The sequence below is a fragment of the Cupriavidus sp. 2TAF22 genome (genome assembly GCF_052115045.1).
Classification (GTDB): Bacteria; Pseudomonadota; Gammaproteobacteria; order Burkholderiales; family Burkholderiaceae; genus Cupriavidus.
Genome location: NZ_JBFRFX010000008.1, coordinates 140102 through 152271, shown reverse-complemented (window position 1 = coordinate 152271; position 12170 = coordinate 140102). Strand labels below are relative to the sequence as shown.

Here is a 12170-nt window from a genome sequence, read left to right as displayed (position 1 = left end):
ACGGGGCCGTCCGCGGGATACACAAGCGAAGGCCCCGGGGGCACCCCCGGGGCCTTCTCTCCCCTGCAACGCGGCAGGCGGAAACGCGAAGGACCGGCTACCGGCTTGCGCCAGAGGCTTGCCTTAAAGCCATGCCTTAACGGCTTGCCTCAGAGCGGCCCACTGCCGCCGATCCAGTAAGGCGAGCGCCCGTAGTATTCATGCAGCGTGGTGCCCCACTGCGGATCCGCCATCGCAGGCCAGCTGTCCTTGTCGAAGCCGGGCGCATCCTTGATGCGTTCCGCGGTGACGCCGATACGGAAACACTTCTCGTCGGTGTCGAGCGTAAGGGCGCCCCACGGGATGGCGTGCAGCGTGTCGCCCATGCCGAGGAAGCCGCCGCTGGTCAGCACGGCGTAGGCAATGCGCCCGCCGCGCACGTCGAGCATGATGTCCGAGATCTTGCCGACATGCTCGCCATCGGACGAATAGACCTTGTTGCCGTCCAGCGTCGCGGCCGCCATGACCTCGGGCCCGGGTCCATCACCGATACCGTTGCCGACAATGGCCGCGCCGGCGCCACCGGCGAGGCCGCCGGGATTGAGTTGGTTCATCTTGGTCTCCTGGATGGGATTCGTTCCGAAACCGGGCGCAACGAACATGCCAGCACGCATCCGCGCACTGCCCGCGGCGTGCCGCGCTCCAGGGGACGTGCCAAGGGGCGCGCCGCGGGAAGAATTACAAAGGCGGGTAATTTTCGGTGGCGGGTGGGGTCCGCCATGCCGGCCAGTCTGTGCGCCGGCGCACATGGCTTCGTGAAGCGGCCGCTCCGGCATCTGGGCAAAAGCTGCTAGATTTCCATGGCGGAATGAAAGGCGCACTTCCGCACCGTCGTGCCGGTGATGCCGTTGCTGCATTCATCCGCACCATCACCTGCCCGCCGCCGGACCATTGGAGCATTCGGCCACTGGACCCCTGGACGTGGCAGGACTTCAGCCTTGATTCCGGTTGCCAGAAGCGGGCGCGGCATGCGCGCCGGCTTCGCGCGGCAACGTTCCCGAATTTCCAAGTGGGCAAGGGGTTATCCGGCGCCCGCGAGCGGTTGAATCCGCGGCCCTGCCGTTGCCCGCAGCGGGCAGCGCTGCCGCACAGCTTGCCACCTTCACCCGGAGCCCCGATGCGCGTCCTGCCCTCTCTGTCCTCAGCACCTTTCTCCAGCCTGTTGCGGCGTGCGCCGCCGGAGCCGTCCCGCCAGCGGGAGCCGCACGGCATGCAGCCCGGCCCTCGCCGCGGCGGCCCCACCACCGAAGAAACCGCGGCCTATCACGCGCGCCTGCAGCCCTATCTCCAGGCCGGCACGGTCTTGCGCGGCGCGCGCTTGCCGAAGGCAGCCATCGCGCGCTATACCACCGGCATGCGCGCCAACGCGCACTATTTCAGCCACCCGCTGTGGATGAGTGGCTGCAGAACGTACACCGCTACCCTGAACTGCGCGAACGCTGGCATGCGGCCATCGGCACGCTCGACGACAAGATCCTGGTCGACATCGGCTGCGGCCCCGGCAACCTGCTTGCCACGCTGGGCGGCCAGCCGCGCGAGGCCATCGGCGTGGATATCGCGCCGGGCAGCCTGGCAATGGCCGCGCGCGTGGGTTATGCGCCGCTGCTGGCCGATGCGCACGGCCTGCCGCTCAGGACAGCGATCGCGGACATCGTGGCCATCAACGGCTCGCTGCACCACTGCGACGACATGGAAGGCGTGCTGGCGGAATCCGCGCGCCTGGTCCGTCCCGGCGGGGTACTGGTGCTGGACCACGACCCGCAGCAATCGGCCTGGGATTTCAACGGCGCCGCCTTGCTGATGTGGCGCCTGCGCTTGCCGCTGTACCGCTGGCTCGGGCGCGGTGGCCACCGCGCAGCCGATGACGAGCAGCGCCGGGCGCTGGCCACGGAGCTGCACCACCGGCCCGGCGACGGCGTCAGCGAGCGCCTGCTGCGTGGCACGCTCGAGCCACGTGGCTTCAAGGTGGAGATCTACCCGCACAGTTACCGGGTGGGCAAGGACGTGCTCGACGGCAACATCGGCCGGCCGCCGCTCAAGCTACGCGTGGCACAGCGCTTGTCCGGCATCGACCCGGCCTCGCGCGAGGCGGCGCTGAGCCTGTTCTGCGTGGCCACGCGAGCGGCCTGAGCGCCGGCGCGCCCGTGGGCCCTGCCCCATGCGCATGACGCGAGACATGCGCCTTGCCTGTCCGGATCCGCCCCGGCGGGCCGGCGCATGCCGGAAGACGAACCAACGCTCGCCGGGACCACGCGCCCGGGCCGCGATCCCGCGGCCCAGTCGCCTTTGTAAGCCGTTTCCCTACGCCAGATTCATCCACCGCCGATACGTGTTTTCCACCGCGCCGACGCCGTCGCGCCGCCCCCGCGCCTAGCATGGAATCAAGGAATTACCGCGATGCCCCCGGCAGCAAGCCCGGGCTCCCGGCAGCCGGCAAGCACGCCGCCAAGCGAAGAAGCGAAACGGCGAAGAGCAACGAAGCGGAGAACAAAATGCGCCCGGACATCACTACCCTGCATTCGATCGTGGCCAAGTGGATCGCCCCCGCCGAGGGCCTTCCCCTGCGCGTGGCACGCTTCGGCAGGACGCACGCCGGGCACGTGCCTTATGTCTGCGTGCAGCGCGCCGCCGACATGCTGTTCTTCTTCCGCCACGGTGATGGTTCGTGGTGCGTGTTTCCGCCGGTGGCCGCGCGCGCCTGGGGGGCGCAGGGCTGAAACCCGACCCCGGGGCGCAGACTCGCGCGCCCGGGGCGGGAGCCGTCTTGTTGCTCAGGTTGCTCAGGCAGCTCAGGCGGCTGCCTCGTAATCCACCTGGTGCCGCGCGATGCGCAGGTCGCCGAGTTCTTCCTTCACCCGCAGGTGCTCCGGGTGCGTGGCATAGCCTTCCAGCGCGCTCTGCGACTCGAACTCCGAGTAGAGCACTACGTCGCAGGCATAGTTGACCCCGCTCGAATCCACTCCCACTTCCAGATGCCGCAGGCCCGGAATGCGGCCGCGCAGCCCTTCAAAGGCGAGCTTGAGCCGGGCCACGGCGTCGCGCTTGTCCCGCTCGGTCTCGCCGCGCAGGTTCCACATCACGATGTGTTTGACGATGGACACGTTTCCCCCTTGTCTTGGTTCAGCTTTGGCTCAGCTTGCTTCCCGACGCGCCGCTCAGGCCGGCGGGAAGCCGGCCTTCTGCGGCCACAGGTTGGCGAACGCGTGCACCGCCGACTGCCCGTACACGCCGGCGCGCGTGAACGGCTCCGCCGCCAGCCAGGCCTTTGCATCGGCGTGCGAGGGGAAATCGATCACCAGCAGGCTGCCGACCATGGTTTCGCCATCGTCGCCGAGCAGCGGGCCGGCAAAGGCAATGCTGTCGGCCTTGGCGCCCAGGTAGACCTTGTGATCGGGACGGACCTTGGCGCGCAGCTCGCCGGTGCCCGGCTTGTCGAGAAGATGGAATACAAACAGCATGTGGCTTACCTCCGGTTGGATGCGGATTGCGCCGGCGCGGCAGGCGCGGACGGGTTGAGGATGAAATCGAAATCAAGCGTATAGAACGGCGCGGCCGACACCTTGCCATCCGGCGTGGTGCCGGACTCGTGCCGCACCCAGTCGGCGATCAGCGAACTGCGCACGCCGAATACGGCATCGGAATCCAGGTACGCGTCGCCGTCGCGGAACACATGCGTGATCAGCGTCTCGTAGCCCGGCGCCGAGATCATGAAGTGCAGGTGCGCGGGACGCCAGGGATGGCGCCCCATGGCGTCGAGCATGTGGCCCACGGGACCGTCGTGCGGGATCGGGTAGCACTCCGCCAGGATCGACTTGAAGCGGTAGCCGCCTTCGGCGTCGGCCATCAGTGCGCCGCGGCCCTGGTGCTGCTCGAGCCCCGGCTGTTGCACATCGTAGAAGCCCTCGGAATCCGCCTGCCACACCTCCATGCGGGCGCCCGGCACGGCTTCGCCGCCAATGCCCTTGACGTGCCCGCTGACGTAGCAGGGGTCGCCGGCCATGCCGTTGCCGACATCGCCGCCGAGTTCGTATTCGGGCGCGCCGTCCACGTAGAACGGGCCGAACACGGTGGCCTCGGTGCACCCGCGCGGCTTCTTGTGGTTCTGCGCGGTCACCAGGGTGGACAGGCCCAGCGTATCGGACAGCAGGATGAATTCCTGGCGGGTGCCGGTGCAGGTCTGCCCCACCTCGGTCAGGAACTGGATGCCCTGCGCCCACTCCTCTTCGGTGAGCTGCACTTCGCGGGCAAAGGCATGCAGATGCTGGACCAGGCTGGTCATGATCTGCTTGAGGCGGCCGTTGGGCATGTCGGCGTGCCGCGCCAGTACCGCCTGGGTGATGGTCTCTTCGTCGAGATTACGCATGATGTCGGTTCAGTGATTGAAGATGATCGGGTCGCCGCGCTCAGGTCTTGGCGGCGTCTTCTCAGCGCGGGCAGGTCCGTTTTTCCACGGGCACGTCGAGCGCCTGGTAGTTGGTCTTGTCGATCACGGTGGCCGGCAGCACGATGCTCGGCGTCACCGGCATGCCGCGCAGCTTGCGGATGGCGGCCATGGTGCCCAGGCAGCCCTGGGCAAAACCATTGTAGTCACCGGTGGCCAGCAGGGTGCCGGCCTTGATCGCGTCCACGGCCTCCTTGGTGCCGTTGATGCCGGACACCAGCGCCTTGCGGTTGGCGCCCTGCAGCGCCTCGATGGCGCCGATGGCCATGGCGTCGTTGGCGGCAAAGATGCCGTCGATCTGCGGGTAGGACTGCATCAGGTTCTCCATCACCTGCAGGGCCTGCAGGCGCTGGTAGTTGGCCGGCTGCGACGCCACCAGCTTCACGCCGGGGAACGCCTTGAGCGCGTCGTGCAGGCCGCGCACGCGGTCGATATTGGTGAGCGAGCCCTTGATGCCTTCGAGCAGCACCACGTTGCCCTTGCCGCCCATGGCCTTGAACAGGTGGGTGGCGGTCTTCAGGCCGAGGTCATAGTCGCTGGCGCCGACGAAGGACACGAAGTTGCCCACGTCGCTCTTGTCGGTGACGTTGACCACCGGGATATTGGCTGCGTTCATCTTCTTCACGCCCGGGCCCATCGCCTTGTAGTCCACCGGCACGAAGACGATGGCGTCGGTCTTCTTGACGATCACGTCCTCGATCTGGCTCATCTGCTCCGGAATGCTGTCCGGCTTGGTGGGGATGTAGTGGGTCAGGCGCGCGTTCATGCTCTTGGCCGCGGCGTCGGCCCCCTGGCGCAGCACCTGGAAGAAGGGGTTGGTCTGGTTCTTGGTGAATACCGCGATGCGCTCGCCGTCGGCGTGGGCCGGCAGGGCCAGCGTGGCGGTGGCGGCCAGGGCCAGCATGCCGGCGAGTTGCTTGAGCTTGGGTGCGTTCATCATGTCTCCTGTCGTCTGTTATCTAGCTGTTGTCTGGCTGTTGTCTGTTGCGAATCGTCTTGTGTGAACCGTCTTGTGTGAACCGTCTTGCCTGCGTCTTGCCTGCGTCGTCCTGCCTGGCGTACCGCGCCTGCACCGCCGTGAACCGGAAGACCCGCGGGCCGGCCTTATGACCTGACGCCGATGCGCTTGCGCGACAGCGTGTCCAGGAACACCGCCAGCACCACGATCACGCCCGTCACCAGCGGCTGCCAGTTGGCGCTGACGGTGAGCAGGTTCATGCCGTTGAGCACCAGCGTGAGGATGATGGCGCCGACCAGCGTGCCCGATACCCGCCCCACCCCGCCGAACAGCGAGGTGCCGCCGATCAGCACCGCGGCGATGGCCGGCAGCGTGAGCGATTCGCCGATGTCGCCTTCGGCCGAGTTCAGCCGCGCCAGGAACACCAGGCTGGCAATGCCGGCCATGGCGCCGCTGACCAGGTAGACCAGCACCAGGCGCTTGATCACCGGCACGCCCGACAGGCGCGCGGCCACGGGGTTGGCGCCGATGGCATAGATCTCCTGCCCGTAGGTGGTCTTTTGCGACATGGCGGTGCCCGCCAGCAGGAACAGCAGCATCAGGTAGACCGGCACCGGCACGCCGAGCAGGTAGCCGCTGCCGATGGCGCGGAACTCCGGCGGGAAGCCGTGGATGGTCTCGCCGGCCATGAACCAGTAGGTCACGCCGTGCAGCACCCACAACATGCCGTAGGTGGCGATGAAGGGCGGAATGCGCAGCAGCGCCACCAGCAGGCCGTTGGCCAGGCCGATCAGCGCGCCGGTGCCCAGGCCCGCGCCCACGCCCAGCATGGTGGAGCCGGTCGCCTTCATCACCGTGGCCGCCACGCAGGCCGACATGGCCACGTTGGCCCCCACCGACAAGTCCAGCCCGCCGGTCAGGATCACCAGCGTCAGGCCCGAGGCCAGCAGGAACAGCAGGCTGGCCTGGCGCAGCACGTTGAGGATATTGCCCAGCGTCAGGAACGCATCGGACGCCAGCGCCAGCGCCAGGCACAGCAGCCCGAGCGCGAACAGCCGGTAGGCGAACGAGCGGGCGTCCGCCGACAGCGGCGGAATCAGAGTGGCCGTGTTCATGCTTTCCCCCTTCCCTTGAACGATTCGATCAGCAGCACCACCAGCACCAGCAGGCCGATGGCCGCCACCTGCACCGACGACTGCACGCCGACCAGGTTCAGGCCGTTGCGCAGCACGCCCACCGCCAGCACGCCCAGCACCGTGCCCGGCAGCCAGCCGTTGCCGCGGTCGAAGGTGGTGCCGCCCACCGCCACCGCGGCGATGGCGTCGAACTCCATGCCGATGGCCGCGGTGGGATGCCCTGCGTTCATGCGCGCGGTCAGCAGCAGCGCCGCCACGCCGGCCATCAGGCCACCCAGCACGTAGACGGCGATCAGGTACACGTTGATGCGCACGCCGGAGAACTTGAGCGCCTCGCGGTTGCCGCCGAGGGCGAACACATAGGCGCCGAAGCGCGTGCGGTACAGCAGCCAGTGGAACAGGCCGTAGAACGCCACGCCGATCCACAGCGGGAACGGAATGCCCAGCCACTCGCCGGAGTAGATCAGCGGGATGGTGTCGCCGATGCCGACCACGCTCTGGCCGTCGGTGGCCACCAGCGCCAGCCCCTGCGCGGCGCCCAGCGTGCCGAGCGTGGCCACGAAGGGCGGGATCTCCAGCCAGGACACCAGCGCGCCGTTGAGCAGCCCGAACGCCAGCCCGGTCAGCAGCGCGGCGCCCAGCGCCAGCGGCAGGGATTGCGTTGCCACCATCACCATCGCCAGCACCACGCCGCACAGCGTGAGCACGGCGCCCATCGACAGGTCCAGCCCCTCGGTCATGATGATCAGCGTCATCGGCAGCGCGATCAGCAGCAAGATGGTGGACTGCGTGCCGATATTGAGCAGGTTCTCCACGCTCAGGAAGCCCGAGCCCGTCAGGCTGAAGGCCAGCGCGAGCAGCCCCAGCACCCATACCGAGCCGGGCATCCTGCCCAGCGGATTGCTGCGCGGCTGGCCCAGCGGCCTTGTCAGTGCATGTGTATCAGGCATCGTTCATCCCCAATTGCAGAATCCGTTCTTCGGTCATCTCGCCATGGGCGACTTCGCCGGCGATGCGGCCGCCGCGCATCACATAGGCGCGGTCGCAGACATTGATGATTTCCGGCAGCTCCGAGCTGATCAGCAGGACGCCGGCGCCCTGCTTGACCAGGCTGTCGATCAGGGCAAAGATCTCCGCCTTCGCCCCCACGTCGATCCCGCGCGTGGGTTCGTCGAAGATAAACAGCTTCGCCTCGGCCACCAGCCATTTGCCGATCACGATCTTCTGCTGGTTGCCGCCGGAGAGAAACTGCGCGAGCTGGTCGCCGTTGGGCGTGGCGATGCGCAGCCGCGCGATCTCGCGCTCGGCCAGTTCGCGCGCGCGCTCGGCGCGGTACCAGCGCGAGGGAAACGCCCGGCGCAGCCCGGCCAGCAGCATGTTGTCGCGCACCGTGCGGATCAGCGCCAGTCCTTCGGTCTTGCGGCTCTCGGGGATCAGCGCGGCGCCCAGTTCGCGCGCGCGGTCCGGCCCGCCATTCATGCGCCGGCCGAAGATGCTGACCTCGCCAGCCTGGATGGGATCGGCGCCGAACACGGCGCGCGCGACCTCGCTGCGGCCCGAGCCAACCAGCCCCGCCAGCCCCACGATTTCTCCGGCCCGCACCTGCAGGTTGATATCGGCAATGCCGGTCGCGGCGCTGACGTTGCGTACGTCGAGCGCCACCTCGCCCAGCTGCGCGCTGCGCTCGCGGCTGTAGCTCATGTCCACCTTGCGGCCCACCATGCGTGCCACCAGTTCGTCCGGGGTGGCGTCGCCCGGCAGGCAGGCACCGACCTTGCGGCCGTCGCGCAGGATGGTGATGCGGTCGCCCAGCGCAAAGACTTCAGCCATGCGATGCGAGATATAGATCATCGACACGCCGTCCGCCTTGAGCCGTTCGATCACCGCGAACAGCTTCTCGGTCTCGCGGTCCGACAGCGCGGCGGTGGGTTCGTCCAGCACCAGGATGCGCGCGTTCTGCGACAGCGCCTTGGCGATCTCCACCATCTGCTGCTGCGCCACGCCCAGCTTGTGCACCGGCGTATGCGTGCTGACCTCCATGCCCAGGATGTCGAGGATGCGGCGCGCTTCGGCGTGCATCTTCGCGTGGTCGACCGAGCCCGGGAAGCGCCCGCGCGGCTCGCGCCCCAGGAAGATGTTCTGCGCGATGTCCAGGTAAGGCACCAGCGAGAACTCCTGGAAGATCACCGCGATGCCCATGCGCATGGTGTCGGCCGGGCCGCCGACGGCGACCGGCTTGCCTTCATGGTGGAACTCGCCGGCGTCGGCCAGGTAAACGCCGCACAGGACCTTCATCAGCGACGACTTGCCGGCGCCGTTCTCGCCCAGCAGCATGTGCACCTCGCCGGGGTAGATGGCGAAGGACACGTCATCGAGCGCCTTGACAYCGGGGAAGCTCTTGCAGATGCCGCGCATCTCCAGCAGCGGCGTGACTTCTGTGATGGCGTTCATGATTCGGTCCTGAAGATCTTGCCGGGGTTCATGATGTTGTGCGGGTCGATGGCCTGCTTCACGCTTCGCATGACATCCACCGCGCCGCCCAGTTCGGCTTCCAGGAAATGCATCTTGCCGGTGCCGATGCCGTGCTCGCCGGTGCAGGTGCCGTCCAGGCGCAGCGCGCGCTCCACCATGGCGTCCTGCAGCCGCATCGCGCGCGCGATCTCGGCGGGGTCGTCGGGGTTGACCAGGATCAGCAGGTGGAAGTTGCCGTCGCCCACGTGGCCGACGATGGGCACCGTCAGGCCGGAGGCGTCGATATCCTGCCGGGTCTCCAGCAGGCAGCGCGCCAGCTCCGAGATCGGCACGCACACATCGGTGATCATGGCGCGCGCGCCGGGGCGCAGCGCCATGCCCGCGTAGAGCGTGTTCTCGCGTGCGTGCCACAGGCGGCTGCGGTCCTCGGGCCGCGTGGCCCACTGGAAGGCATCCGCGCCGTGGCCCGCGGCGATGGCCTGCACCTGCTCCGCCTGCTCGCGCACCGCGGACTCGCTGCCGTGGAACTCGAAGAACAGCGTGGGCTTTTCCGGGTAGTCGAGGTGGGAGTGCAGGTTGACGCCATGCATCATCACGCTGTCGAGCAGCTCGATGCGCGCCACCGGCACGCCCGCCTGCATGGTCTCGATCACGCAATCGACGGCGTCTTCCAGCGTGCCGAACGGGCACACCGCGGCGGACACGGCCTCCGGCAGCGGATGCAGCCGCAGCGTGATCTCGGTGAGCACGGCCAGCGTGCCCTCGCTGCCCACCAGCAGGTGCGTGAGGTCATAGCCGGCGGCGGACTTGCGCGCGCGGCGGCGCGTGCGCACCACGCTGGCGTCCGGCATCACGGCCTCGAGCGACAGCACGCTCTCGCGCATGGTGCCGTAGCGCACCGCCATGGTCCCCGAGGCCCGCGTCGACGACATGCCGCCGATGGATGCATCCGCGCCAGGATCGATGGGAAAGAACAGGCCGCTGCCGTGCAGCTCCGCGTTGAGCTGCTTGCGCGTGACGCCGGGCTGCACGCGGCAGTCCATGTCGCCCTGGTTGACGGCCAGCACACGGTTCATGCGCATCATGTCGATGCAGATGCCGCCCTGCGGCGCCGAGGCATTGCCTTCGAGCGACGTGCCCGCGCCAAACGGCACCAGCGGCACGCGCGCGCGGCCGGCCACGGCAACGATGCGCCGGACTTCCTCGGTGGTTTCCGGAAACACCACGGCGTCCGGCAGCTTCACCGCGTGGTACGCCTCGCTGCGGCCGTGATGCTCGCGCGCGGCCAGCGCGGTCGAGCAGCGCTCGCCCAGCATCTGCCGCAGTTCGGCGAGCGCGCGGTCGCGCTCGTCTGGTGTTGCATGCATGGTCTCCTCCTTTTGATTATTTCGAATCCCTGCGGGGAGAAGGCCTGCGCCGGTTGATGCGCCGCCTCTCCTCCGGCCCCTCTACCCGGCCATCGTCGCCACCAGCCGCTCGCCCGACTCGCGCAGCGCGTCGAGCTTGCCGGGCAGCCCGTCCACCAGCAGGCGCCCGTGGCGCTTGCGCGCGCGGCCGGCCACGAACACGCTGTCGATATTGGCCAGGCTGGCCTGCATGACGATGGCGCTGACGGGATCGTGCAGCGGCATCATGTTGAGCCGGCGCGCATCGATCAGCACCAGGTCGGCCTGCTTGCCGACGGCCAGCGAGCCGATCCGGTCCTCCATGCCCAGCATGCGTGCCCCGGCCACGGTGACCCATGCCAGCGCGTCGCGGCAACTCACCGCGTGCGCAGGGGCGATCTCGCCGTGCGCCTGCCGGTAGGCGGCATGGTCCAGCGCGCGCTGCACGCCCAGCGCGATGCGCGCGGCGACGAACATCTCGCCCGACAGTCCCGACTCCAGGTCCACGCCCAGCGACGGCATCACGCCCAGCCGGGTGAGCCTGCCGGTGATCGGGAAGCCGTGGCCCTGCGTCAGCTCGTTCTCCGGTGTGAGCGAGAAGCTCATGCCCAGGCCCGCGAAGCGCGCAAGCTGGTCGTCGGTCAGGTTGTTGCCGTGCACGATATTGATATGGGAGCCCAGCAGGCCGGCCTGCTCCAGCCGCTCCCAGCCATCCGGCGTGCGCGCGCTGCCGCCGCCCTGGTGCATGCTGGCCAGCAGGCCGAACTCGCGCGCCAGCGCGAAATCGTGCAGCGCCACTTCCAGCGTCGAGTAATGCGGGCCCAGGATCGCCAGCCCGAGGCTGAGCAGGTGCGAGCCCTGCAGGCGCTTCGCCAGGCGCTCCACCTCGCCGCGCGGATGCGGCATCTCCCAGAACGGCAGCGCGCCGGGCTTGGGATCGGGCTTGGGCGAGCCGTGCAGGAAGGCCGCGCGGATGCCCGACTGTTCCAGCGCATCCACGGCGGCATCGCTGTGCGCCGGCGTGGGATTGTTGTGGCACCAGTCCACCAGCGTGGTGGTACCGCAGTCGAGCTGGTTCCAGGCGCCCACCAGCGTGGCGATGCCGATGTCGGCCGGCGTGAAGCGCGTGGCCAGCCCCGCATGCATCTGGCGGAAGTATCCGGTGAGCGTCCAGCCCGCGGCCACGCCGCGCAGGGCGGTCTGCCACGTATGCATGTGTGCGTTGACAAAGCCGGGCGCGACGATAAAGCCGCGGGCGTCGATGATCTCGGCGTTGTCCGCGCTCACGGCGTCGATGCGCGGCGCGATGGCGGCGATGCGATCGCCTTCGACCAGCAGGTCGCCGGCAAGCTCGCCGAGCGCGGGTTCCATGGTGACCAGGGTGGCGCCGCGGAACAGGATGCGTGACATGGCTGCGTCCTCCTCAGCGCGAACGGCGGGCAATGCTGGCGGTGCCGGACAGGCAGGCAGGAAGAGGCTGGATGGCGGGCATGGGTCGGTCTCCGTAAGCGGCGGCACTGCCGGCAACCAGGGTCGCCAGCGTGCCGCTCTGTGTATGGCGGGCTACGTGTCAGCGGGTGGCCTTTGCAGGGACCGCGCGGGCTGACATGCGCTGGAACAAACTCTATACTCCCGGCAAACGGAAAAAAACGACGGATAAGGAAATCTTCTTTCCGCCAGGCGAGAGAATCATGCGGCGCCTGGCCGCAGCGTCCGCACCGGGTCAAAGACAAAGGGGA

The 12170-nt window shown here is 68.5% G+C and carries 12 protein-coding genes; 2 read left to right on the top strand and 10 right to left on the bottom strand.

What is annotated here, in order from left to right:
- Positions 1 to 149: 149 nt before the first annotated feature.
- Positions 150 to 593 carry a PRC-barrel domain-containing protein gene (locus AB4Z48_RS12275; RefSeq protein ID WP_441614207.1) on the bottom strand — a complete coding sequence of 148 codons (444 nt, stop codon included), beginning with the start codon at positions 591 to 593 and terminating at the stop codon, positions 150 to 152.
- 835 nt (positions 594 to 1428) lie between these two features.
- Here AB4Z48_RS12275 and AB4Z48_RS12270 point away from each other — a divergent pair.
- Positions 1429 to 2169, top strand: a complete 741-nt coding sequence (locus tag AB4Z48_RS12270) for a class I SAM-dependent methyltransferase (protein ID WP_441614206.1) — start codon at positions 1429 to 1431, stop codon at positions 2167 to 2169.
- Positions 2170 to 2531: 362 nt separating this feature from the next.
- Positions 2532 to 2756, top strand: a complete 225-nt coding sequence (locus tag AB4Z48_RS12265; protein WP_441614205.1) for a hypothetical protein — start codon at positions 2532 to 2534, stop codon at positions 2754 to 2756.
- A gap of 72 nt (positions 2757 to 2828) precedes the next feature.
- Here the strand turns inward: AB4Z48_RS12265 and AB4Z48_RS12260 are convergent, their stop codons facing one another.
- The 9 genes from AB4Z48_RS12260 to AB4Z48_RS12220 form a co-directional block, all read right to left on the bottom strand.
- A complete protein-coding gene (locus tag AB4Z48_RS12260) occupies positions 2829 to 3140 on the bottom strand; it encodes a Dabb family protein (RefSeq protein WP_441614204.1) in 312 nt (103 codons plus the stop codon).
- Between the two features lie 54 nt (positions 3141 to 3194).
- A complete protein-coding gene (locus AB4Z48_RS12255; protein WP_441614203.1) occupies positions 3195 to 3497 on the bottom strand; it encodes a YciI family protein in 303 nt (100 codons plus the stop codon).
- A 5-nt stretch (positions 3498 to 3502) separates the two neighbouring features.
- Positions 3503 to 4402, bottom strand: coding sequence for an intradiol ring-cleavage dioxygenase (locus AB4Z48_RS12250; protein ID WP_441614202.1), 900 nt, complete (start codon positions 4400 to 4402; stop codon positions 3503 to 3505).
- 61 nt (positions 4403 to 4463) lie between these two features.
- Complete coding sequence (locus AB4Z48_RS12245) at positions 4464 to 5420, bottom strand: sugar ABC transporter substrate-binding protein (RefSeq protein WP_441614201.1); 957 nt, start codon at positions 5418 to 5420, stop codon at positions 4464 to 4466.
- A gap of 164 nt (positions 5421 to 5584) precedes the next feature.
- Entirely contained in the window at positions 5585 to 6553 is a 969-nt protein-coding gene (locus AB4Z48_RS12240) for an ABC transporter permease (protein ID WP_441614200.1), read from the bottom strand.
- The gene (locus AB4Z48_RS12235; RefSeq protein ID WP_441614199.1) at positions 6550 to 7524 is read right to left on the bottom strand and encodes an ABC transporter permease; all 975 of its coding nucleotides are present in this window, start codon (positions 7522 to 7524) and stop codon (positions 6550 to 6552) included. The genes AB4Z48_RS12240 and AB4Z48_RS12235 overlap by 4 nt, the downstream gene beginning before the upstream one ends.
- The gene (locus tag AB4Z48_RS12230; protein ID WP_441614198.1) at positions 7517 to 9025 is read right to left on the bottom strand and encodes a sugar ABC transporter ATP-binding protein; all 1509 of its coding nucleotides are present in this window, start codon (positions 9023 to 9025) and stop codon (positions 7517 to 7519) included. Before AB4Z48_RS12230 ends, AB4Z48_RS12235 begins: the two co-directional genes overlap by 8 nt.
- Complete coding sequence (locus tag AB4Z48_RS12225; protein WP_441614197.1) at positions 9022 to 10413, bottom strand: FAD-linked oxidase C-terminal domain-containing protein; 1392 nt, start codon at positions 10411 to 10413, stop codon at positions 9022 to 9024. Before AB4Z48_RS12225 ends, AB4Z48_RS12230 begins: the two co-directional genes overlap by 4 nt.
- Positions 10414 to 10494: 81 nt before the next feature.
- Entirely contained in the window at positions 10495 to 11841 is a 1347-nt protein-coding gene (locus AB4Z48_RS12220; RefSeq protein WP_441614196.1) for an amidohydrolase family protein, read from the bottom strand.
- Positions 11842 to 12170: the final 329 nt, after the last annotated feature.

Bases quoted from the DNA above. Each gene is read 5' to 3' on its own strand.
- AB4Z48_RS12275 (WP_441614207.1), bottom strand. From the start codon at position 593: ATGAACCAACTCAATCCCGGCGGCCTCGCCGGTGGCGCCGGCGCGGCC.
- AB4Z48_RS12265 (WP_441614205.1), top strand. From the start codon at position 2,532: ATGCGCCCGGACATCACTACCCTGCATTCGATCGTGGCCAAGTGGATC.
- AB4Z48_RS12255 (WP_441614203.1), bottom strand. From the start codon at position 3,497: ATGCTGTTTGTATTCCATCTTCTCGACAAGCCGGGCACCGGCGAGCTG.
- AB4Z48_RS12250 (WP_441614202.1), bottom strand. From the start codon at position 4,402: ATGCGTAATCTCGACGAAGAGACCATCACCCAGGCGGTACTGGCGCGG.
- AB4Z48_RS12245 (WP_441614201.1), bottom strand. From the start codon at position 5,420: ATGATGAACGCACCCAAGCTCAAGCAACTCGCCGGCATGCTGGCCCTG.
- AB4Z48_RS12240 (WP_441614200.1), bottom strand. From the start codon at position 6,553: ATGAACACGGCCACTCTGATTCCGCCGCTGTCGGCGGACGCCCGCTCG.
- AB4Z48_RS12235 (WP_441614199.1), bottom strand. From the start codon at position 7,524: ATGCCTGATACACATGCACTGACAAGGCCGCTGGGCCAGCCGCGCAGC.
- AB4Z48_RS12225 (WP_441614197.1), bottom strand. From the start codon at position 10,413: ATGCATGCAACACCAGACGAGCGCGACCGCGCGCTCGCCGAACTGCGG.
- AB4Z48_RS12220 (WP_441614196.1), bottom strand. From the start codon at position 11,841: ATGTCACGCATCCTGTTCCGCGGCGCCACCCTGGTCACCATGGAACCC.